Consider the following 21,615-nt stretch of genomic DNA (forward strand, 5'->3'; position numbering starts at 1 on the left):
GGCTCAGGTGGCGGATTGCCGCGGCCTGAGCACCGCCAGTGCCAGCATCCCGCCCACCACCCCCCAGAACGCTGAGCCCACGCCGGCCAGCGTCATCCCCGAGGCCGTGATCATGAACGTCAGCAGCGCCGATTCGCGCTCGGCCGGCGCCTGCATGGCCACCGTGAGCCCGTTGGCGATCGATCCCAGCAGCGCAAACGCGGCCACCGCCACCACCAGCGCCTTCGGAAACGCCGCGAACAGCGCCGCGATGCTGGCCGCCATCACGCCCATTGCCAGATAGCCAATGCCGCAAACCACGGCGGCCATGTAGCGCCGGTGCGGATCGGCGTCGGCCTGCGGACCGGTGCAGATGGCGGCGGTAATCGCGGCCAGGTTGATGCCGTGCGACCCGAACGGCGCCAGGATGGCGGACGCCACGCCCGTGATAGTGATCAGCGGGCTGGCCGGTACGTGGTACCCGTCCGCGCGCAGTACGGCCAGTCCGGGGACGTTCTGCGACGCCAGCGCGACGATAAACAGCGGCACCGCAATGCTGACGAATGCGGACAGCGAGAACGCCGGCGTGGTCCACACGGGCAAGGTCACGGCAAGGCGGAGGTGCTCGAAGTGCAGCTGGCCCAGCGCGCCGGCCAGCGTCACGCCGATCCCCAGCACGCCCGGCACCGCGTAGCGTGGCCACCCGCGCCGCCCGACCAGGTAGGCGGCGAACATCACCAGCAGCAGTAAGGTCTGGTGCTGGGCCTGCACGAAGACATCCACGCTGATCCGGAACAGGATGCCGGCCAGCAGGGCGGAGGCGATGCTGGCGGGTAACACTTTCATGAGCTTGTCGAACCAGCCGGTCAGTCCTGCCGCGGTCATCAGCAACGCCGCCAGCAGGAAGGCGCCGACAGCTTCCGGGTACGGCACGCCTGGTAGGCTGGCAATCAGCAGTGCCGCGCCGGGCGTGGACCACGCGGTGACGACCGGTGCCCGCATCGCCAGCGACAACCCCAGCGTGGTGATCCCCATCCCGATGGACAGCGCCCAGATCCACGACGAAATCTGAGCGTCGCTGAGATGCGCCGCCTGCCCGGCCTGGATCATCAGCACCAGCGAGCTGGTGTAGCCGGTCAGCAGGGCGATCAGCCCGGCCACCGTCGTGGAGACGGACAGGTCGGACAGTTTTGGGGAGGCGGCGGTCATGGCGTCTTGTGCGGGGAGGGGCTGTGCGGCGTGGCCGACATCTTCGCACGGGCGCGCGCCGGCGCGGAACACGCTTCCGCGCGGCGGCAGCAGGGAGGCGGGGCGAACGGTCGCCGCCCCGGGGAGGTCAGTCCGCGACCTTGTCGCTCGGGAACTTGAACGAATCCCGCAGCAGGTAGCTCATCGGGATGTCGAGCGTGATGCCGTTCGGCGGGATCGGTGCCAGGAACCACTTGCGGTAGAGCTTCTGGGTTTCCTGGTCGTAGATCGCTGCCACCATCGCCTTGTCCACCAGCTTCTTGAACTCGGCGTCGTGCTTCGACAGCATGATCGCGTACGGCTCGATCGTCAGCAGCTCGCCGGTCACGGCCAGCGTCGCCGGATTCTTCGCATTGGCGCGCAGGCCGAACAGCAGCACGTCATCCATCACGAAGGCGTCCGCGCGGCCGGATTCCACCATCGCGAACGCTTCCGCATGGTCCTTCGCCTCCACCACCTTCAGGCTCAGGGTGCCGGATTCATCCATCTTGCGAGCCATGGCCAGCGGCGTGGTGCCGGTGGTCGACACCACCGTCTTGCTGCGCAGGTCGCTCCATTTCCGGATGCCGGAGTCCGCCTTCACCAGCATGCGGCTGCCGGCGATGTAGTGCGGAATGGTAAATGCCACCTGGTCGCGGCGCTCGCGGTTGTTGGTGGTGGACCCGCACTCCAGGTCGGCCTTGCCGTCGACGATGGCGGGGATGCGCGAGGCCGGCGTCACCGGCACCCAATCCACGCGCAATTGCGGCATCTTGAGCTGTGTGCGCACCGCTTCGGCCACCTTCAGGCACAGGTCCACGGCGTAGCCCATCGGCTTGCCGTCGACCACGAAGGAAAACGGCACCGAGCTTTCGCGGTGGGCGATGCGGATCGCGCCGGTCTGCTGGATGCGCTGGACCACTGAGTTGGAAGCTGCCTGCGCCGGCGGCATGGCCGGCAGGGATAGCAGGGCGGCAAGGGAAAGTACGACAGGCGCCAGCCTCTTGAGCGAGGCACGGCGCGGCAGGCCAGAATTGGTCATGAAAGACACCCGTCCGAAAATTGTCAGGAAAAAACCCCTGGTGGCGGATAGCCACCCGATGGCCGGATGGGTCCGGCTCTCTCGTACTGCCTTCTTCTGATACCGCTGTTGTGCTTTCGGAGAAATCCGATGGCGCTGATTGTTCCACGGCGAACGGCTGAGACACAACCGCCGCGATAGTAGTCGTGCTCGCTTGCAACGTTCCCCCATCCGGCGGTTGACGGGGACTTTCCCTTACGGATTTCTCCGACTTCTGGTGCGCGACGCCTATGCGTATCCTTCAATCGTGCCTTGCGAGCAGGGCACCGAGGAGAGACTCTTGGGCCCGTGTGCAAACGGGCCCTTCTTTTTTTTGGGCGCCGGTGCCCGTGGCCGGGCCGCCGACTCGTCTACAATTCGGGGCTGCCTTGCGCGCCGGGATCGACCCGCGATCCCCGACTGACGCGCGCCGCACGTTACCCGTCTCCGCACCATGGCCCTGTTTTCCATTTCCGATGCCCAGCTTGCCTTCGGGCATGTGGCATTGCTTGACCACACCGATTTCTCGCTGGAAGCCGGTGAACGCGTTGGCCTGATCGGCCGCAACGGCACGGGCAAGTCGTCGCTGCTGCGGATCGTGGCCGGCATGTCCGCGCCCGACGACGGGCTGATCGCGCGCCAAAGTGGCGTTACTTCTGCATATGTGGCGCAGGAGCCACAATTCGAGCCGGGCCTGACCGTGTTCGATGCGGTCAGCCAGGGCATGGGCGAGGCCCACGACCTGCTGATCCGCTACGACGCCGCGCTCGCCAGGCTCGAAACCCATCACGACGAGGCCACGCTGGCCGAACTCCATCGCGTGCAGGCGGAACTCGACGCCGCCGACGCCTGGCAGCTGCGTACCCGCGTGGAGTCCACGCTGGCAAAGCTGGGGCTGGACCCGCACGTCCACGTGGATGCGCTGTCCGGCGGCTTGCAGAAGCGCGTGGCGCTGGCCCAGGGGCTGGTGGCGGAGCCGGACATCCTGCTGCTCGACGAGCCGACCAACCACCTGGATGTGGAAGCCATCCGCTGGCTGGAAGACCTGCTGCTGGGCTTCCGTGGCAGCGTGCTGCTGGTGACCCACGACCGCGCCTTCCTGGATCGCGTGGCGACGCGCATCGTCGAACTCGACCGTGGCCGGCTGGTGTCGTTCCCGGGCAATTTCGCCGCCTATCAGGCACGCAAGGCGGACCTGCTGGCCGCCGAGGCCGTGGAGCAGGCCAAGTTCGACAAGCTGCTGGCACAGGAAGAGGTGTGGATCCGCAAGGGCGTGGAAGCGCGCCGGACCCGCAGCGTGGCGCGCATCCAGCGACTGGTCACCATGCGCAACGAGCGCGCCGCGCGCCGCGAGGTGCAGGGCAACGTGAAGCTGGAGGTCTCCCAGGCGGATCGCTCCGGCAAGATCGTGGCGGAACTGATCGATGTCTCCAAGTCGTACGGCGACAAGGTGGTCGTGCGCGATTTCACCGGCACGATCATGCGCGGCGACAAGGTCGGCCTGATCGGCCCTAACGGTGCGGGCAAGACCACGCTGCTGCGGCTGATCCTGGGCGAGCTGGCCGCGGACAGCGGCACCGTGCGCAATGGCAGCAACCTGCAGGTAGCGTACTTCGACCAGATGCGCACGGCGCTGGACCTGGAGAAGTCGCTGGCGGACACCATCAGCCCGGGCAGCGACTGGGTGGAGGTCAACGGCCAGCGCAAGCACGTGATGAGCTACCTGGGCGACTTCCTGTTTGCGCCGGAACGCGCGCGGTCGCCGGTCAAGTCGCTGTCCGGTGGCGAGCGCAACCGCCTGCTGCTGGCGCGCCTGTTCGCCCGGCCGGCCAACGTGCTGGTGCTGGACGAGCCGACCAATGACCTCGACATCGACACGCTGGAACTGCTGGAGGAGCTGCTGCAGGACTACAGCGGCACCGTGTTCCTCGTCTCGCACGACCGGGCATTCCTGGACAACGTGGTGACATCGACGATCGCCGCCGAGGGCGACGGCCAGTGGCGGGAATCCGTGGGCGGCTATTCGGACTGGCTGGCCCAGTCGGCCCGTGCCGAAGCGTTGCAGGCGGCCCGGCAGGCCGAGCAGAAGCCGGCCGAGGCGTCAAAGGCCCAGGCCACGCGCGAATCCCGCGGCGCCAATCGCACGGTGAAACTGTCGTACAAGGAGCAGCGCGAACTGGATGGCCTGCCCGAGCGCATCAACGCGCTGGAGGCCGAGCAGAAAACCCTCGGCGCGCAGCTTGCGGATGGTTCGCTGTACGCGACCGATCCGGGCAAGGCCGCGCAACTGGCCAGCCGGCATGATGAGATCGAGATGGAACTGCTGGAGGCGCTGGAACGCTGGGAAGTGCTCGAAGCTAAAACCAAGGGCGAGGCGCAGTAACCCCGCCCCTTCGGCGGGACCCACTTACCCGCACCACGCCAGCACCATATTGGTCAGGTCGACCATGAACGCCGGCCGCAGGTAGGCCAGGAAGCCGAGCGTCAGCACCACCGCCAGCGCCAGCAGGCCCAGTCCCTTCAGCCAACGCTGCCGCGCCGCGATCATGGTCAGACCGCCACCGGTTGCGGGCGCGACAGCGCCTGCTCGCGGATCGGCAGGTTGACCAGCGCGGCCAGCACGCCCAGGCCGATCGCGATCAGCCATACCAGGCTGTAGCTGCCGGTACGGTCGAACAGGAAGCCGCCGAGCCACGCGCCCAGGAAGCTGCCGATCTGGTGCGAGAAGAACACCACGCCTGACAGCATCGACAGGTATTTCACGCCAAACACCTGCGCGATGATGCCGTTGGTTAGCGGCACCGTGGACAGCCACAGCAACCCCATCAATGCCGCAAACACCCAGGTGCTCGCGGCGGTCAGCGGCAGCAGCAGGTAGCCGGCAATCACCACGGATCGCGCCAGGTAGATGAACGACAGCAGGTAGCGCTTTGGCACGCGCTGTCCCATCGCCCCTGCCGTGTAGGTACCGAACACGTTGAACAGGCCGATCAGCGCCAGCGCCACGGTGGCGATCTTCGGATCGGTGAAGCCGCGGTCCTTGAGGTACGGCGCCAGGTGCACGCCGATAAACACCACCTGGAAGCCGCAGACAAAGTAGCCCAGCGTCAGCAGCTGGAAGTTGCGGTTGCCGAACGCCTCGCGCGCGGCCTCGCCAATGGTCTGGTGATGGCCGCCGCTGGCCGCCATCGACTTCGGTTCACGCAGCGTGAAGGCCAGTGGCAGCATGAAGCACGCCATCACGGCCATGACGAACAGCGCGTTCTGCCAGCCGACGGTGGAAATCAGCGTTTGCTCCACCGGAATCATCAGGAACTGGCCAAACGAGCCTGCCGCCGCGGCAATGCCCATCGCCCAGACGCGCTTTTCCGCGCTGGCGACGCGGCCGATCACGCCGTAGACCACGCTGTAGGTCGTGCCGGCCTGCGCAATGCCGATCATTACGCCGGCGCCGGAGGCGAACGCCGTACCGCTGCTGGCCAGCGCCATGATGATCAGCCCGCCGACGTAGAGCGCCACGCCGATCACCATGATGCGCAGCGCGCCGAACTTGTCCGCCAGCGCGCCCGCGATCGGCTGGCTGACGCCCCACATCAGGTTCTGCAATGCCAGCGCGAAGGCAAAGGTCTCGCGGTTCCAGCCGTGCGTCTGGGTGATCGGCAGGTTGAACAGGCCGAAGCCATGCCGGATCCCCATTGAGAGGGTTACGAGCAGCCCGCCGCACACGAGTACGGTGGTCAGGGAAAGTTTGCGGTCGGTCATGTCGTCGGGCTCGGTGCGATTGTCTCTATTGTTATGACGGCGACACCGGCGACGCGTAGGCCGGCGTCCCTGCGAGGGCGCGCGGGCAGGCGGGCGGCGCCGGCGGTTAGTGGTCGTGGAGTTTACTCTGCCCCGGCCGTTCCTGCCGGGGGCCGCCGTCCCGAATGTGCCGTGGGCGTGGCGGCAAAGCATCGGGCGAATTGGGGCCGTGCCAATCGGATTGGCGACCCGGCCTTCCATTACAATGCTGCGCAGCCCGGCCGTCGGCGGTCGGGAGATCCCACTATCCGTAGCGACTCCATGGCGAGCAAAACCAGTCAGTACAGCGAATCTTCCATCCGGGTCCTGAAGGGCCTGGAGCCGGTCAAGCAACGGCCCGGCATGTACACCCGTACCGACAACCCCCTGCATATCGTGCAGGAGGTGATCGATAACGCGTCCGACGAAGCGCTCGGCGGCCACGGCTCCGAGATCCTCGTGACGCTGCACCGCGACGGCAGTGTCAGCGTGGAAGACGACGGCCGCGGCATCCCGGTGGGCATCCACCCGGAGGAGCAGGTCCCCGTGGTGGAGATCGTGTTCACCCGCCTGCACGCGGGCGGCAAGTTCGACAAGGGCAAGGGCGGCGCCTACGCGTTCTCCGGCGGCCTGCATGGTGTGGGCGTGTCCGTGACCAATGCGCTGTCCACGCAGCTCGACGTCACCGTGTGGCGCGATGGCTCGCTGTCCACGCTGACGTTCTCCGGCGGCGATGTCACCCGGCCGCTGGCCACTCGCAAGCTGGAACGCGGCGAGAAGAAGAACGGCACGCGGGTCCAGGTGTGGCCGGACGCCAGCTATTTCGACTCCGCCACGATCCCGCAGGCGGAACTGCAACGGCTGCTGCGCAGCAAGGCCGTGCTGCTGCCGGGCGTGAAGGTCACGCTCGAGATCGAGAAGACCGGCGAACGCCAGGTCTGGCAGTACGACCAGGGCCTGAAGGGCTACCTGGTGGAGGCACTGGCCCAGGGCAGCGGCGCCGAGCTGGTCATCCCGATGTTCGAGGGCGAGCATTTCGCCGATCCGGACGCAAATCCCGGCGAGGAAGGCTTTGCCGAAGGCGAAGGCGCATCGTGGGTGGTGGCCTGGACCGAAGAGGGCGCGCCGGTGCGCGAGTCCTACGTCAACCTGATTCCCACGCCGGCCGGCGGCACGCATGAGTCCGGCCTGCGCGAAGGCCTGTTCCTGGCCGTGAAGAGCTTCATCGAGATGCACTCGCTGCAGCCCAAGGGCGTGAAGCTGATGAGCGAAGACGTGTTTGCGCGCGCCTCGTTCGTGCTGTCGGCCAAGGTGCTGGACCCGCAGTTCCAGGGCCAGATCAAGGAGCGCCTGAACAGCCGCGACGCGGTGCGCCTGGTGTCCACGTTCAGCCGCCCCGCGCTGGAACTCTGGCTGAACCACCATGTGGACTACGGCAAGAAGCTGGCCGAACTGGTGATCCGCCAGGCCCAGGCGCGCACGCGCGCCGCGCAGAAGGTGGAAAAGAAGAAGGGCTCCGGCGTGGCCGTGCTGCCCGGCAAGCTGACCGACTGCGAATCGACCGACGTCAACCACAACGAGATCTTCCTGGTGGAGGGCGACTCCGCCGGTGGCTCCGCCAAGATGGGCCGCGACAAGGAGTTCCAGGCCATCCTGCCGCTGCGCGGCAAGGTGCTGAACACCTGGGAGACCGAGCGCGACCGCCTGTTCGCGAACAACGAGGTGCACGACATCGCGGTGGCGATCGGCGTGGACCCGCACGGCCCGGATGACGAGCCCGACCTGTCCAACCTGCGCTACGGCAAGATCTGCATCCTGTCCGATGCGGACGTGGACGGCTCGCACATCCAGGTGCTACTGCTGACATTGTTCTTCCGCCATTTCCCCAAGCTGATCGACAACGGCAACGTCTGCGTGGCCCGCCCGCCGTTGTTCCGTGTGGATGCGCCTGCGCGCGGCAAGAAGGCGGCGCAGAAGCTCTACGCGCTGGACGAAGGCGAGCTGGAGGCCATCCAGGACAAGCTGATGAAGGACGGCGTCAAGGAAGGCGCGTGGCAGATTTCCCGCTTCAAGGGCTTGGGCGAAATGAATGCCGAGCAGCTCTGGGAAACCACGATGAATCCGGACACGCGCCGGCTGCTGCCGGTATCGCTGGGCGAGTACGACCTGCCGCAGACCGTGAGCATGATGAACATGCTGATGGGCAAGGGCGAGGCATCCCAGCGCCGCACCTGGCTGGAAGAAAAGGGCAACGAGGTGGAGGCCGATATCTGATCGTCCCCGGGTGGGCAGGCGGTCGGCGAAGGAGAGAAAGCGATGGGGATCACGGGCAATCGACGCGCCATGCGGGCGCGACTGGCAAGGCTTGCGGCGCGTCTCGCGCTGGCACTGGCCGGCCTGTGCGCCGCCGGCGCGGCCCATGCCGCCCTGTACGGCTATATCGACGAGGAGGGCGTGGCCCACTTTGCCGACGAGAAGCTCGACGGCCGCTACAAGCTGTTCATGAAGGACGGCGGCAGGCTCGACTCCGCCGCCATGCCACGCAGTACTGCCACGATGGCGACGGGCAAGGCCGACCCGGATCGCGACAAGCTGTTTCGCTACGTGCTCAACCATCCGAACATCGCCGCCGTCGACCCGATGATCCACCAGATCGCCGCGGCCCAGAGCGTGGACCCGGCGCTGGTCAAGGCGGTGATGGCGGTGGAGAGCGGCTTCAATCCCGGCGCGGTGTCGCCCAAGGGCGCCATCGGCCTCATGCAGGTGATCCCGGACACGGGCGCGCGCTTCGGCATCGCCGCGGACAAGCGCCGTACCGTGGAGCAAAAGCTGGCCGACCCACGCCTGAACATCTCGGTCGGCGTGCGATACCTGCGCTGGCTGATGGAGCTGTTTCCCGACAACCTGGAACTGGTGCTGGCGGCCTACAACGCCGGCGAGGGCGCGGTGCAGCGCTACAACAACCAGATTCCGCCTTTCCCCGAGACCCGGCAGTATGTCAGCACCGTCATGGAGTTCTACCGCATCTACCAGCCCGCCGGCATTTCGGTGGTGCGCGCCGGCCATGAGCCGGGGCGCGTCAAGATGGTGATTGGCGGCCGGCGCAACATGCCCTGAGGGGCTGCCGCGCAAAACTGCCTGCCATCGCCCCAGTTCGTTAGAATCCCACGCTGACCGGATCGCCCGTTCGTCGCGGTACCCACGCTACCCGGCCGCCGGGGCGCAAGTTGCGCCCCGCATGCCGAATTCTTGCCAACCATGGATCAACCAGACATTTCGTTTCAACCCGAAGAGCCGGCCGATTCGCTGACGCTCGCGCGCTATGCGGAGCGGGCCTATCTCGACTACGCCGTCAGCGTGGTCAAGGGCCGCGCCCTCCCGGAGGTGGCCGATGGCCAGAAGCCGGTGCAGCGCCGCATCCTGTTTGCCATGCAGGCCATGGGGCTGCGCGCCGATGCCAAGCCCGTGAAGTCCGCCCGCGTGGTCGGCGAGGTGCTCGGCAAGTTCCACCCGCACGGCGACCAGTCCGCGTATGACGCGCTGGTGCGCCTGGCGCAGGATTTTTCGCTGCGCTATCCGCTGATCGATGGCCAGGGCAACTTTGGCTCGCGCGACGGCGACGGCGCGGCGGCCATGCGCTACACGGAAGCGCGCCTGACGCCGATCTCGCGGCTGCTGCTCGATGAAATCGAGCAGGGCACGGTGGACTTCCTGCCCAACTATGACGGATCGGAGGAAGAGCCGAAGCTGCTGCCGGCACGCCTGCCGTTCGTGCTGCTGAATGGCGCTTCGGGCATCGCGGTGGGCATGGCGACGGAGATCCCGCCGCACAACCTGCGCGAAGTCGCCGCGGCCACCGTGGCGATGATCCGCAATCCGAATATCTCGCTGGCCGAGCTGCTGGCGCTGATGCCCGGCCCGGACTATCCGGGCGGCGGCCAGATCATTTCGCCGGCCAGCGACATCGCCCAGATCTACGAGGGCGGACGTGGCAGCCTGAAGGTGCGCGCGCGCTGGACCGTGGAGGAGATGGCGCGGGGCCAGTGGCAGATCGTGGTGACGGAGCTGCCGCCGAGCACGTCCGCGCAGAAGGTGCTCGAGGAGATCGAGGAGATCACCAATCCGAAGATCCGCACCGGCAAGAAGGCGCTGACCCCGGAACAGACCCAGCTCAAGACCACGATGCTGGCCGTGCTGGACGCCGTGCGCGACGAGTCGGGCAAGGATGCGCCGGTGCGCCTGGTGTTCGAGCCCAAGAGCAAGAACATCGGCCAGCAGGAATTCGTCCAGACGCTGCTGGCGCACACCAGCCTGGAATCCGGCGCGCCGATCAACCTGGTGATGATCGGCACCGACGGCCGGCCGCGCCAGAAGGGCCTGCAGGAGATCCTGCGCGAGTGGATCGCTTTCCGCTTCGAGACGGTGACCCGGCGCACGCGCTTCCAGCTGACCAAGGTGGAAGACCGCATCCACATCCTGGAAGGCCGGATGCTGGTGCTGCTGAACATCGAAGAGGTGATCCGCATCATCCGCGAGAGCGACGAGCCCAAGCCCGCGCTGATCGAGGCGTTCCGCCTGTCCGACCGCCAGGCCGAGGACATCCTGGAAATCCGGCTGCGCCAGCTGGCGCGGCTGGAGGCGATCCGGATCGAGCAGGAGCTGGCGAAGCTGCGCGACGAGCAGGCCGAGCTGGACGTGCTGCTGAAGTCCGAGACGATGATGCGTCGTCGCATCATCAAGGAGATCGAGCAGGACGCCAAGCAGTACAGCCCGGAAGACAAGGACCCGCGCCGCACGCTGATTCAGGAAGAACGCCGCGCCGCCGCCGAGGTGCGCGTGGTGGACGAGCCGGTGACGGTGATCGTGTCCGGCAAGGGCTGGGTGCGCACGCGCCAGGGCCACGGGCACGAGTCGCAGCAGTTCACGTTCAAGGCGGGCGACAACCTGTACGGCACGTTCGAATGCCGCACCGTGGACACGCTGCTGGCATTCGGCAGCAACGGCCGCGTGTACTCGGTGCCGGTGGCGGGCCTGCCGGGCGGCCGCGGTGACGGCGTGCCGGTGACGACGCTGATCGACCTGGCACCCGGCACGCAGATTGCGCACACGTTCGCGGGTGCGGCGGAGCAACGCATGCTGATCGCCACGGCCAGCGGCAACGGCTTTGTCACCAAGGTTGGCGACATGACGGGCCGCCAGAAGGGTGGCAAGTCGTTCCTGACGCTCGACGAGGGCGACACGGCGCTGCCGCCGGCACCGATCGGCGACGAGGCCACGCATGTGGCCTGCTTCTCGGCCAACGGCCGCCTGTTGCTGGTCGGGCTCGATGAGGTCAAGGTGCTGTCTGCCGGTGGCCGAGGCGTGATCCTGATGGAACTGGAGCCGAAGGAGACGCTGACGCAGGCGGTAGCCGTGGGTGCTCCGGGGTTGCTGATCTCCGGCACCGGCGTCCGTGGCGGCAAGGTGCCACCGCAGAAGCTGGCGGGCAAGACGCTGCTGCCGTACGTGGGCAAGCGCGCACGCAAGGGCAAGCAGATCGAGCCGCGCCTGAAGGACGTGAAGATCGAGCCGGTACCGACGGAGCCGGCAGGCTGACGCCGGCATCGTAACGATCGGTTGATGACCGGTCGGTGATTGGTTGGCGAGTGGTTGGCGAGTGGTCGTCGACCGATCGTCGGCCCATCGCACGGAGCGGAAAGCGCGCGTCCGGGGCATCCCGGCGCGCCGCTTTCACATGGCATGACCCCCTCTTGCGTATTCGTGATGACCCCGGCCGTGTGCCCGGCGGTGGGTTTGCCGTAGTATGTCGGCAGCCCGCGCGCGCCGCGTGTCATCCATTTGCGCAGGCGCCTCTTATCGCCCCGTCATGTCCTCCACGCCGCTGCCCGCAGTCTCCGAGCCCGAACTCGCTCCCCCGCCCAACGCCCGCGCCTTGTTCTTCGAATTTGCCCGCATGGGCCTGTCAGGGTTTGGCGGTGTGCTCCCGTTCGTCCGGCGCTCGGTCGTGGAGCGCAATCGCTGGCTCAATGACCGCGACTTCGTCGAAATCCTCAGCCTCGGGCAAGTCCTGCCCGGCCCGAACGTCATCAACCTCGCACTCATGCTGGGCCTGCGCTTTGCAGGCCTGCGCGGCGCGGTGGCCGCGTTCTGCGGCCTGGTGCTGGTGCCGATGGTCGTCGTGCTCTGCGCGATGGCGTTGTACCTGCGGTATCAGGACGTGACCGCCGTACGGCAGATGCTCGCCGGCATGACGGCCGTGTCAGCGGGGCTGGTGCTCTCCACCGGCTTCAAGCTGGCGCAGAGTCAGCCGCGCTCCGTGCGCGCCATCTTCATCGGCGTAGCCGCCTTTGTGCTGATCGGCCTGATGCGCTGGCCGCTGCTGCCGGTCATGGCGGTGCTAGTGCCGGTGGCCCTGATCCTCGAGCACCGCGCCAGCCGCAAGGAGGGCGCATGAGTTCGCCCGAGGTCCTGCGCAGCCTGCTGGGGCATTTCAGCATGCTGTCCCTGCTGGCCGTCGGTGGCGGCGGGACGGTGATACCGGACATGCATCGCTATCTGGTGGAAGCCAACGGCTGGATGACCGATGCGCAGTTTGCCGCGTTGTACGCGATCTCGCAGGCCTCGCCGGGGCCGAACATCCTGTTCGTGGCGTTGTTCGGCTGGCAGGTGGCTGGCGCGGCGGGGACATTCGCGTCGATGGTCGGCATGTGCGGCCCATCCAGCCTCATCGCGCTGGGCTTCGAGTATTTCGCGGGGCGCTCGCCCCATGCCCGGTGGCCGGGGCTGATCAAGCGCGGACTGTCGGCGCTGACGATTGGCTTGCTGATGTCGACCGGGTGGGTGCTGGCCAGCAGCGTCGACCATAGCTGGACCGCCGTGGCCGTGACACTGGTGACGATCGGCCTGATGCTGAAGACGAAGGTGCATCCGCTGGCGCTGGTGGCGCTGGGCGCAGGGGCTGGTTTGCTGGGTTTGGTTTGATCGGCGCCGGGATCTTTCTGAAACGACCTCTAGAGGCGCTATCAAAATGAAGCGCCAGCGGTTCTGGCTAGGCGCGCGGCCGCAGACAGTACAAGTAGTACGGCAAGGCCGCGCAACGACGCCAGAATCATTTTGATAGCGCCTCTCAGTCGACTCCGACGAAGCCTCCAGTCTGATGCGCCCACAGTCGCGCATATAGCCCGCCGCGCGCCAGCAGTTCCGCGTGCGTGCCGGTTTCGACGATGTGCCCGCCGTCCAGCACCACCAGCCGGTCCATCCGGGCGATCGTCGACAGCCGGTGAGCAATGGCGATGACCGTCTTGCCCTGCATCAGCTCCTCCAGGCTTTCCTGAATCGCCGCCTCCACCTCGGAGTCCAGCGCCGAGGTGGCCTCGTCCAGGATCAGGATCGGCGCATCCTTGAGCAGCACGCGCGCAATCGCGATGCGTTGGCGCTGCCCGCCCGACAGCTTGACGCCGCGCTCGCCCACCAGCGCATCGAGCCCCTTGTTGCCGTGCGAGTCGGCCAGTTCGCCGATAAAGTCATCGGCCCGCGCGCGCCGCAGCGCCTCATGCAGGTCGGCCTCGGTGCTGTCCGGCTTGCCGTAGAGCAGGTTGTCGCGGATCGACCGGTGCAGCAGCGAGGTGTCCTGCGTGACCATGCCGATCTGCGCGCGCAGGCTTTCCTGCGTCACGCCAGCCACGTCGTGCCCGTCGATCAGGATGCGGCCGGTTTCCACGTCGTACAGCCGCAGCAGCAGGTTGACCAGCGTTGACTTGCCCGCGCCGGAAGGGCCCACCAGCCCGATCTTTTCGCCGGGCCGCACGACGAGGCCCACGTTCTCGATGACGCCGGCGCCCTTGCCATAGTGGAAGCCCACGTTCTCGAACGTCACCTCGCCGCGCCCGATCTCCAGCGGCCTGGCATCGGGCCGGTCCACCACGTGGCGCGGCACGGCGATGGTCTTCATGCCGTCCTGCACTTGCCCGACGTTTTCGAAGATGCCGTTGACCACCCACATGATCCAGCCGGACATGTTGTTGATGCGAATCACCAGCCCGGTCGTCAGCGCAATGGCACCCGTGGACACCAGGCCCTGGTTCCACAGCCAGAGCGCCAGCCCGGTGGTGCCGGCAATCAACGCGCCGTTCATGGTGGTGATCGTGACGTCCATCGCGCTGACCATGCGGCCGGCCAGCCGCACCTTGTCGGTCTGCTCGGCCATGGCATCGCGAGCATAGCTTTCCTCCTGCTGCGTATGGGCGAAGAGCTTGAGCGTGGTGATATTGGTGTAGCCGTCGACGATCCGGCCCATCAGGCGGGACCGCGCATCGGTGGCGACCACCGAGCGTTCCTTCACGCGGGGCGTGAACCAGGCGAGGGCGGCGATATAGCCCGCGATCCACAGCAGCAGCGGGATCATCAGGCGCCAGTCGGCCTCGGCAAACAGGATCAGCGAGCTGACGGCATAGATGATGACGTGCCACAGGGCATCCACGGCCTGCACCGCCGAGTCGCGCAGCGAGAAACCCGTCTGCATGATCCGTTGCGCGATGCGGCCCGCAAAGTCGTTCTGGAAGAACGACAGGCTTTGCTTGAGCACGTAGCGATGGTTCTGCCAGCGGATCAGGTTGGCCAGGCTCGGGTTGATGACCTGATGCACCAGGATGTCGTGCAGGCCGAAGAAGACCGGACGCAGGATCAGCGCCACGAAGGCCATCCACAGCAACTCGTTGCGGTGACGGACGAAGAAGTTGCCATCCGGCGCTTCCCTCGCAAGATCCACCAGCCGGCCGAGGAAGCTGAACAGCGCCACCTCGATCAGCGCGCCGATCAGGCCGACCACCAGCAGCGCGACAAACACCCCCCGCACCTCGCGCAGGAAATGCACATAGAACTGCCAGACGTTGCCTGGCGGTTGCGTATCGGGCATCCGGCGGAAGGGATCGATCAGTCTTTCCAGGCGGCGAATCGGCATGCGGCGACCCTCATCTCGTCCGTGGGAGTGAACCGGTCATCATACGCGCGTGCGGAGGCCGGGGCAGGGCCCAAAGAAAAAGCCCCGCCGGGAGGCGGGGCTTGTGCGAGGCTTGCGAGGCGGGGGAGGATGGAACGAACGCCCCGTCGCCTGCGATGCGCGTCAGTGGATGACCATGTGCGTGAACGGCGGCACATAGGCCTGCAGCGTCACGAACAGGCCCACCAGCACGGCCAGCACGATCGAGTGCCAGAACACATAGCGCAGGATCTCGCCCTCGTGGCCGTACCACTTGGTCGCGGTGGATGCGACGACGATGGACTGCGCGTCGATCATCTTGCCCATCACGCCACCCGAGCTGTTGGCCGCGGACATCAGGATCGGCGACAGACCCAGCTGTTCGGCCGTGGTCTTCTGCAGGCCGCCAAACAGCACGTTCGACGCCGTGTCGGAACCGGTCAGCGCCACGCCCAGCCAGCCCAGCATGGTGCCGAACAGCGGGTAGAACACGCCGGTCTGTGCAAACGCCAGCCCCAGCGTGGCATCCAGGCCCGAGTAGCGGGTCAGGTAGCCGATGCCGAACATCGCGCAGATCGTCAGCAGGGAGAAGCGCACGAGCTTGATGGTCTCGAAGTACTCCTTGATCAGGCGCGGGATCGAATAGCCCATCAGCAGGCCGCCCACGATCGCCGACACGAAGATGCCGGTGCCCGCCATCGACAGCACGTTGAACGTGAACACGGCGCCTTCGGCGATCTCCTTCGGCACCACCGGCGGGCCCTTGATCACGGCCTTGTCGAGGCCCGGAATCGGGAATTTGAACTGCCAGATGGCGTCCATGAACTTCTTGAACTCGGGGATGCCCCAGACGAACACGAAGACGGTCAGGATCACCCACGGCATCCAGGCCTTGACCACCGAGATGCCCGCCGATGCGGCGTTGGCGCGGGCGTCGGCTTCGAGCGCTTCCGGATGGTCGACCTTGGAGTCGTCATGGCGGCCCAGGATGCGGGTGGAGGTCCAGATTTCCTTCGGGTGCCAGATCTTCAGGAAGGCCGTCAGGCAGCCCATCGAGATCAGGGCCGAGATCACGTCCACCAGCCACGGGCCGTGGAAGTTCGATACGAGGAACTGCGGAATGGCAAAGCTGACGCCGGCCACCAGGATGGCGGGCCAGATGGCGAGCATGCCGCGGAAGCCCGCGAACGCCCAGATCAGCCAGAACGGCACCAGCACCGAGAAGAACGGCAACTGGCGGCCGATCATCGCGGACAGCAGCACCTGGTCGATGCCGGTCACCGAGGACAGGCCGATGATCGGCGCACCCAGCGCGCCGAAGGCCACGGGCGCGGTGTTGGCGATCAGCGCCAGGCCCGATGCGGCCAGCGGCGAGAATCCCAGCCCGATCAGGATGGCGCCGGTCACGGCCACCGGCGTGCCGAAGCCGGCCGCGCCCTCGAAGAACGCGCCGAAGCTGAACGCCACCAGCAGCAGCTGCAGGCGACGGTCTTCGGTCACGCCGGAGATCGAGTTTTGCAGCACCTTGAATGACCCGTTTATCGTGGTCAGCCGGTGCAGGAAGATGATGTTGAGAACGATCCAGCCGATCGGGAACAAGCCAGAGACCACGCCCAGCCCAGCCGCCTTGCCGGCCATGGCCGCCGGCATGCCGAACACGAACGAGGCGACGACGATGCCGACGACCAGCGCCAGACCGGCCGCCAGGTGGGCCTGCATGTGAAAGAACGCCAGCGCTGCCAGCAGCACGGCGACCGGAACCCCGGCGGCAATAGTGGACAGCGCCATATTGCCGAGCGGGTCATAGACTTGACTCCACACGATTGAATCCTCCTCTGGTTGATGCGGCAGCCGTGCCTCTGACGGGCCTGGACTGCCGGACTACTGTTGTCCGGGCAAGCGGCGAGATCGCCGCGCGGACGGACAGAAAAGGGATTGTAAGGAGCGGTTCCGGGCGATCCGCCTTAAATCCGGTCATCGTCGTCGTGAGCCGGATTCAGGGATCAGGGTTTGCTCGGGGGCAGGCTTGTGCACCTCACGCTATCGGGCGAGGGTACTCCTTTAAACGAGCGTTCGAAAGAACCCTGACGAGGCAGACAGTCGCGCCTGCGCCACATGGCAGGCGGGCGGGAGAGCGGTGCGGGAGAGGGGGAGAACCGGGGGTGCGAGGGGGTGCGATGGGAATGCGTTGGAGCAGACCATGCGCCGCCGTGGCGGCACATGGCGCCTCTTAGCGCAGCGGCAGGATCAGGATGCCGGTGGCGGCGGGGCGGGCCCGCATCTCCGTCAGCCAGCGCTCCAGGTGGGGGCGCGGCGCGTGGGTAACCGGCGTGCCCATCCAGCGATGCGCGGCGCATGCCAGTGAGATGTCGGCCATGGTGAAGCGGTCGCCGCCGATGAATTCGCGGCCAGCCAGGGCTGCATCGAGCATCGCGGCCAGCGGCTCGGTCCGCGCGCAGGACTTGGCAACCACCGCCTCGTCGCGCTGTTCGGCCGGCACGCGGACGCATTGCAGGAACGCCTGCACCATCGCCGGACTGAATGCCGTGGTCTGCCAGTCCATCCAGCGATCCGCCGAGGCTCGCGCCTTGACGTCCGAAGGCCATAGCGTGCCCTCGCCGTAGCGCGCGCAGAGGTAGCGCACGATGGCGTTGGATTCCCACAGCACGAAGGGCTCGCCGGCGACGTCCGTATCGCGGAAATCCTCGATCACGGGAATCTGGCGGTTGGGGTTCAGGCGGACATAGGCTTCGGTGTCCAGCTCGCCCTGGTAATTGCCGATGTCGATCCGCTCGTGGTCCAGGTGCAGCTCGCGCGCGCACCAGACCACTTTCTGGACGTTGATCGACGACAGCCGGCCCCAGATGCGCAGCATGCTTTGCGGCTCATCGCGCTTCATGGCTGTCGTCGCTCCTCAGGCCGCGCGCGGCTGCGGCGCAGCTTTCGCGATGGCCTCGCGGAACACCTCGCCCAGGATCGTCACGCCCTGCTCGATCCGCTCCGGCGACACCGTCACGAACGCCAGGCGCAGCGTGTTGGTGCGCGGGTTGCCCGCATAGAACGGGGCGCCCGGCACGTAGGCCACGTTGCGGCGCACGGCTTCTTCCAGGATCTTCATGCTGTCCAGGCCTTCCGGCAGCTCCACCCAGATGAACATGCCGCCTTCGGGCTGGTTCCAGCTCACGCCGGCCGGCATATGGCGCTTGAGGGCGTCCAGCATCACGTTGCACTGCTTGCCGTAGAGCTCGCGGATGCTCGGGATGTGGCGCTCCAGCAGGCCGTCGCGCACGGTCTCGTACGCCAGGCGCTGGGTGAAGCTCGGCGTGTGCAGGTCGGACGCCTGCTTGGCCTGGCACAGCTTGAAGTGCAATTCGGGCGGGGCGATCACGAAGCCCAGGCGCAGGCCCGGCGCCAGGATCTTGGAGAACGATCCCATGTAGATCACGCCGTCCGGATTCATCGACAGCAGCGACGGCAACTGGTCGCCGGTGTAGCTCAGTTCGCCGTAAGGATCGTCTTCCACCAGCAGCACGCCCAGTTCCTGCGCGCGCTTGACCAGCGACTGGCGGCGCTCCAGCGGCAGGCGGCGGCCGGTCGGGTTCTGGAAGTTCGGCAGCGCGTACAGGAAGCGCGCGCCGGCGGTCAGCTCGGGCGTCAGGGCTTCCGGGATCAGGCCGCGTTCATCGGTCGGGATCGACACGAACTCGGGTTCGAACAGCGAGAACGCCTGCAGCGCGCCCAGGTAGCTCGGCGTTTCCACCAGCACCGGGCTGCCCGGATCGATCATCACCTTGGCGATCAGGTCCAGCGCCTGCTGGGAACCGGTGGTGATCAGCACGCGCTCGACGCCCACGTTGTAGCGTTTGGCGACGAATTCGCGCAGCGGCAGATAACCCTCGGTGGCGGCGTACTGCAGCGCGCCCTGGGGGTTATCGGCAAATACGCGGGCCACTGCCGCTTCCATCGCCGCTACCGGGAACGACGCCGGCGAGGGCAGGCCGCCGGCGAACGAAATGACTTCCGGACGCTCGGTGACTTTCAGGATTTCGCGGATGGCCGAGCTGGTCAGTTGCTGCGCCCGGCGGGAGATGGCCCATTTCATGATTTGTCTCTTGTGGGAGTTGAGTCGTTGTGCTGCTCAGTCAACGATGAACAGCCGCGCACCGGTCGGTGTGGAGGAACGGTGCGGCTCGGCATGGTCGGCGACCTGGTAGCTCGTGCCCGCGCGGAGCACGAACTGGCGGCCGTCTTCCAGTTCGGTATGGAGTTCGCCGTCGAGGACGAACAGGATATGCCCCTTGGTACACCAATGATCCGCCAGGTAGCCGGCCGTGTATTCGACCATGCGTACGCGGATATCGCCAAACTGGCGTGTGCGCCAGAGCGCTTCGCCGGTCTCCCCGGGATGCCGGGTGGGGGCGACGTCGGACCAGTCGGTGGTGCCAAAGGGCAGGTTGTCGATGCGCATCGGAATGTCCCGGTCGATTCGACTCAGGCGATTTCCACGATCATTTCGATTTCGACGCAGGCGCCCATCGGGATCTGCGCCACGCCAAACGCGCTGCGGGCGTGACGGCCCTTGTCGCCGAACACTTCGACCAGGAACTCGGACGCGCCGTTGGTCACCAGGTGCTGCTCGGTGAATTCGAACGTGGAGTTCACCAGGCTCATCACCTTGACGATGCGCTTGACGCGGTTCAGGTCGCCGATATGGGCGTGCAGCGTGGCCAGCAGGTCGATGGCGATGCCGCGGGCAGCGGCCTTGCCGGTTTCCGTGTCAATGTCCTTGCCGAGCTTGCCGGCCCAGGGCTTGCCATCCTTGCGGGCGATGTGGCCCGACAGGAAGACGGTGTTGCCGGTGGTGGCCGCCATCACATAGGCGGCGGCGGGGGCATTGGCGGTGGGCAGTTCCACGCCGAGGCGGGCAAGGGTGTCGTAGACGGACATGCGTTTCTCCTGTCAGTGAATTCGTCCTGGAACGATGGGGGGCGTCTCTCCGGCGGCGGCCGGTGGCGTGGCGGGTGCGGTGTTGCGCACGGCGGCGCGCCGGCCAAGGGCCACGATGGCGATCACCGCCACTGCGAAAGCGAGGGTGGGGGCGTCGAGCGGCTCGGCCAGGATCAGGGCGCCGCCCGCCAGCGTGAGGAACGGCTGCAGCAATTGTATCTGGCCTACGCGTGCCACGCCGCCTTTTGCGAGCCCGGCGTACCAGAACAGGAAGCCGATGAACATCGAGAATACCGAAACATAGGCCATGCCGAGCCACGCGCGCGGGGAGGCCGCGGCAATGGCGGGGGCGTGCATCCAGGCCAGCCAGCCCACCACGGGCGCCAGCACCGGCAGCGAGGCCACCAGCGCCCAGCTGATGGTTTCCAGTCCACCGAGCTCGCGCGATAGCTTGCCGCCTTCGGCGTAGCCCAGCGCGCCGAGCACCACGGCCAGGAAGAGGAACCAGTCCGCATGCTGCAGGCCGCCCGCGCCTTGCCAGAGGGCAAAGCCGACCACCAGCGCGCTGCCGGCCATCGCCGACAGCCAGAACGCCGCGGAGGGGCGCTCGTTGCCGAACCACGCCGCGAATACGGCCGTGGCCAGCGGCAACAGGCCGATCACGATGGCGCCGTGCCCGGCCGGCACCTCGCGCATGGCCAGCGAAGAGAACAGCGGAAATCCCACCACCACGCCGAGCGCGGTCACGGCAAGGCGCCACCATTGGCCGCCGCGCGGCCGCCGATGCGCAGCCAGCGCGCCGCGTGCGGCCAGCAGCACGATCGCCAGCATGGCCGCGATCACGGCGCGGGCCAGCGCGACGAAGATGGGGTCGAGCTCCGCCACGGCCATCCGCGTGAAGGGCAGCGTCTGGCTGAAGATCGCCACGCCGATAAAGCCCAGCAGCATGCCGCCGGACGGTGGGGAGGAAGGATTGCGGGAGGTCATCATCAATTCCGGAACATCAATGCGGCTGGCCAGCGACGGCGATCCATGCCGCCGTCAGCGCCAGCGCCAGGCCCATCGCGCCGTTGAACCAGCGCACGCGATTGCCGTGCGCCAGCCACTGGCGCAGCGATGCGCCCAGCACGCCATAGGCACCGTTGCTGCAGAAGCCGAACAGCGCAAACACCGCGCTGACCAGCGCGATACGCTGGGCGGGCGAAGGCGCGCCGGCCATGTAGGACGCCGCCACGGCCAGCGCCAGCATCCACGCCTTGATATTGGCGTACTGCAGCGCGACCGACTGCCAGACGTTCATCGGCTTGAGCACGGTTTTTTCCGCGAGGGATGTGCTGCGCGCGATCTTCCATGCGAGCCACAGCAGGTAGGCCACGCCAATCACGTGGATCACCGTGGCCAGCACCGGGCTGGCCAGGATCAGCGCACCCACGCCCGAGGCGCACAGGGCCACGATGCTGGCAAAGCCGAAGGCCACGCCGACGCAATGCGGCAGGGTGGCGCGCAGGCCGAAGTTGGCGCCGGTCACGGCGGCGATGGTGGTGTTGGGGCCGGGCGTGAAGGCGCCGACGGCGAGCAGCGTCACCAACGCGAGGAACTGGGCCATCGACAGGCCCGTCAGCCAGCTGCTATCCATGACGGTGGC

18 protein-coding genes are annotated in these 21,615 nt (G+C 67.0%); 6 read left to right on the plus strand and 12 right to left on the minus strand.

The features are described from left to right. Nucleotides 1-3: 3 nt before the first annotated feature. Nucleotides 4-1,188 carry a benzoate/H(+) symporter BenE family transporter gene (locus tag AC1DOX_RS22425; protein WP_441617466.1) on the minus strand — a complete coding sequence of 395 codons (1,185 nt, stop codon included), beginning with the start codon at nt 1,186-1,188 and terminating at the stop codon, nt 4-6. A 127-nt stretch (nt 1,189-1,315) separates the two neighbouring features. Then, nucleotides 1,316-2,248 (minus strand): amino acid ABC transporter substrate-binding protein, encoded by a 933-nt coding sequence (locus AC1DOX_RS22430; RefSeq protein WP_441617468.1) that lies wholly within the window; start codon nt 2,246-2,248, stop codon nt 1,316-1,318. 472 nt (nt 2,249-2,720) lie between these two features. On the opposite strand from AC1DOX_RS22430, the gene AC1DOX_RS22435 reads away from it, so the two are divergent. Then, the gene (locus AC1DOX_RS22435; protein WP_441617470.1) at nt 2,721-4,649 is read left to right on the plus strand and encodes an ATP-binding cassette domain-containing protein; all 1,929 of its coding nucleotides are present in this window, start codon (nt 2,721-2,723) and stop codon (nt 4,647-4,649) included. A 24-nt stretch (nt 4,650-4,673) separates the two neighbouring features. On the opposite strand, the gene AC1DOX_RS22440 is transcribed toward AC1DOX_RS22435, so the two are convergent. Further along, the gene (locus tag AC1DOX_RS22440) at nt 4,674-4,814 is read right to left on the minus strand and encodes a hypothetical protein (protein ID WP_441617472.1); all 141 of its coding nucleotides are present in this window, start codon (nt 4,812-4,814) and stop codon (nt 4,674-4,676) included. Nucleotides 4,815-4,816: 2 nt separating this feature from the next. Next, entirely contained in the window at nt 4,817-6,028 is a 1,212-nt protein-coding gene (locus tag AC1DOX_RS22445; RefSeq protein ID WP_092134646.1) for an MFS transporter, read from the minus strand. Nucleotides 6,029-6,328: 300 nt separating this feature from the next. Here AC1DOX_RS22445 and AC1DOX_RS22450 point away from each other — a divergent pair, with 300 nt between their 5' ends. The 5 genes from AC1DOX_RS22450 (at nt 6,329) to AC1DOX_RS22470 (ending at nt 13,027) form a co-directional block, all read left to right on the plus strand. Next, on the plus strand, nt 6,329-8,320 hold the full coding sequence (locus tag AC1DOX_RS22450) for a DNA topoisomerase IV subunit B (protein ID WP_092134645.1): 1,992 nt from the start codon (nt 6,329-6,331) through the stop codon (nt 8,318-8,320). Nucleotides 8,321-8,362: 42 nt separating this feature from the next. Continuing rightward, a complete protein-coding gene (locus AC1DOX_RS22455) occupies nt 8,363-9,163 on the plus strand; it encodes a lytic transglycosylase domain-containing protein (protein WP_441617474.1) in 801 nt (266 codons plus the stop codon). Between the two features lie 141 nt (nt 9,164-9,304). Beyond that, a complete protein-coding gene (parC, locus tag AC1DOX_RS22460) occupies nt 9,305-11,641 on the plus strand; it encodes a DNA topoisomerase IV subunit A (RefSeq protein WP_441617476.1) in 2,337 nt (778 codons plus the stop codon). 271 nt (nt 11,642-11,912) lie between these two features. Then, entirely contained in the window at nt 11,913-12,500 is a 588-nt protein-coding gene (locus AC1DOX_RS22465) for a chromate transporter (RefSeq protein WP_441617478.1), read from the plus strand. Next, nucleotides 12,497-13,027: a chromate transporter gene (locus AC1DOX_RS22470; protein ID WP_092134640.1), complete on the plus strand. Its 531-nt coding sequence runs from the start codon at nt 12,497-12,499 to the stop codon at nt 13,025-13,027. The genes AC1DOX_RS22465 and AC1DOX_RS22470 overlap by 4 nt, the downstream gene beginning before the upstream one ends. 145 nt (nt 13,028-13,172) lie before the next feature. Here AC1DOX_RS22470 and AC1DOX_RS22475 read toward each other — a convergent pair whose 3' ends face one another. From AC1DOX_RS22475 to AC1DOX_RS22510, 8 genes are all read right to left on the minus strand, one after another. Continuing rightward, complete coding sequence (locus tag AC1DOX_RS22475) at nt 13,173-15,005, minus strand: ABC transporter ATP-binding protein (protein ID WP_441617480.1); 1,833 nt, start codon at nt 15,003-15,005, stop codon at nt 13,173-13,175. A 162-nt stretch (nt 15,006-15,167) separates the two neighbouring features. Further along, nucleotides 15,168-16,844: an L-lactate permease gene (locus AC1DOX_RS22480; RefSeq protein WP_441617482.1), complete on the minus strand. Its 1,677-nt coding sequence runs from the start codon at nt 16,842-16,844 to the stop codon at nt 15,168-15,170. 409 nt (nt 16,845-17,253) lie between these two features. Next, complete coding sequence (locus tag AC1DOX_RS22485) at nt 17,254-17,898, minus strand: glutathione S-transferase family protein (RefSeq protein ID WP_092135420.1); 645 nt, start codon at nt 17,896-17,898, stop codon at nt 17,254-17,256. A gap of 39 nt (nt 17,899-17,937) precedes the next feature. Continuing rightward, the gene (locus tag AC1DOX_RS22490) at nt 17,938-19,125 is read right to left on the minus strand and encodes an aminotransferase-like domain-containing protein (RefSeq protein WP_441617484.1); all 1,188 of its coding nucleotides are present in this window, start codon (nt 19,123-19,125) and stop codon (nt 17,938-17,940) included. Nucleotides 19,126-19,161: 36 nt separating this feature from the next. Then, nucleotides 19,162-19,491 carry a DHCW motif cupin fold protein gene (locus AC1DOX_RS22495; protein ID WP_092134634.1) on the minus strand — a complete coding sequence of 110 codons (330 nt, stop codon included), beginning with the start codon at nt 19,489-19,491 and terminating at the stop codon, nt 19,162-19,164. Between the two features lie 23 nt (nt 19,492-19,514). Beyond that, the gene (locus tag AC1DOX_RS22500; protein WP_441617486.1) at nt 19,515-19,970 is read right to left on the minus strand and encodes a RidA family protein; all 456 of its coding nucleotides are present in this window, start codon (nt 19,968-19,970) and stop codon (nt 19,515-19,517) included. 12 nt (nt 19,971-19,982) lie between these two features. Further along, nucleotides 19,983-20,957, minus strand: coding sequence for a DMT family transporter (locus tag AC1DOX_RS22505; RefSeq protein WP_477101428.1), 975 nt, complete (start codon nt 20,955-20,957; stop codon nt 19,983-19,985). Nucleotides 20,958-20,973: 16 nt separating this feature from the next. Further along, nucleotides 20,974-21,606: a LysE family translocator gene (locus AC1DOX_RS22510; protein ID WP_441617490.1), complete on the minus strand. Its 633-nt coding sequence runs from the start codon at nt 21,604-21,606 to the stop codon at nt 20,974-20,976. Between the last annotated feature and the right edge of the window lie 9 nt (nt 21,607-21,615).

The sequence above is a fragment of the Cupriavidus sp. 01L415 genome (genome assembly GCF_056400065.1).

Excerpts from the sequence above, each read along its gene's own strand:
- AC1DOX_RS22425 (WP_441617466.1), bottom strand. The coding sequence starts at position 1,188 with ATGACCGCCGCCTCCCCAAAACTGTCCGACCTGTCCGTCTCCACGACG.
- AC1DOX_RS22430 (WP_441617468.1), bottom strand. The coding sequence starts at position 2,248 with ATGACCAATTCTGGCCTGCCGCGCCGTGCCTCGCTCAAGAGGCTGGCG.
- AC1DOX_RS22435 (WP_441617470.1), top strand. The coding sequence starts at position 2,721 with ATGGCCCTGTTTTCCATTTCCGATGCCCAGCTTGCCTTCGGGCATGTG.
- AC1DOX_RS22440 (WP_441617472.1), bottom strand. The coding sequence starts at position 4,814 with ATGATCGCGGCGCGGCAGCGTTGGCTGAAGGGACTGGGCCTGCTGGCG.
- AC1DOX_RS22445 (WP_092134646.1), bottom strand. The coding sequence starts at position 6,028 with ATGACCGACCGCAAACTTTCCCTGACCACCGTACTCGTGTGCGGCGGG.
- AC1DOX_RS22450 (WP_092134645.1), top strand. The coding sequence starts at position 6,329 with ATGGCGAGCAAAACCAGTCAGTACAGCGAATCTTCCATCCGGGTCCTG.
- AC1DOX_RS22455 (WP_441617474.1), top strand. The coding sequence starts at position 8,363 with ATGGGGATCACGGGCAATCGACGCGCCATGCGGGCGCGACTGGCAAGG.
- parC (WP_441617476.1), top strand. The coding sequence starts at position 9,305 with ATGGATCAACCAGACATTTCGTTTCAACCCGAAGAGCCGGCCGATTCG.
- AC1DOX_RS22465 (WP_441617478.1), top strand. The coding sequence starts at position 11,913 with ATGTCCTCCACGCCGCTGCCCGCAGTCTCCGAGCCCGAACTCGCTCCC.
- AC1DOX_RS22470 (WP_092134640.1), top strand. The coding sequence starts at position 12,497 with ATGAGTTCGCCCGAGGTCCTGCGCAGCCTGCTGGGGCATTTCAGCATG.
- AC1DOX_RS22475 (WP_441617480.1), bottom strand. The coding sequence starts at position 15,005 with ATGCCGATTCGCCGCCTGGAAAGACTGATCGATCCCTTCCGCCGGATG.
- AC1DOX_RS22485 (WP_092135420.1), bottom strand. The coding sequence starts at position 17,898 with ATGCTGCGCATCTGGGGCCGGCTGTCGTCGATCAACGTCCAGAAAGTG.
- AC1DOX_RS22490 (WP_441617484.1), bottom strand. The coding sequence starts at position 19,125 with ATGAAATGGGCCATCTCCCGCCGGGCGCAGCAACTGACCAGCTCGGCC.
- AC1DOX_RS22495 (WP_092134634.1), bottom strand. The coding sequence starts at position 19,491 with ATGCGCATCGACAACCTGCCCTTTGGCACCACCGACTGGTCCGACGTC.
- AC1DOX_RS22500 (WP_441617486.1), bottom strand. The coding sequence starts at position 19,970 with ATGTCCGTCTACGACACCCTTGCCCGCCTCGGCGTGGAACTGCCCACC.
- AC1DOX_RS22505 (WP_477101428.1), bottom strand. The coding sequence starts at position 20,957 with ATGACCTCCCGCAATCCTTCCTCCCCACCGTCCGGCGGCATGCTGCTG.
- AC1DOX_RS22510 (WP_441617490.1), bottom strand. The coding sequence starts at position 21,606 with ATGGATAGCAGCTGGCTGACGGGCCTGTCGATGGCCCAGTTCCTCGCG.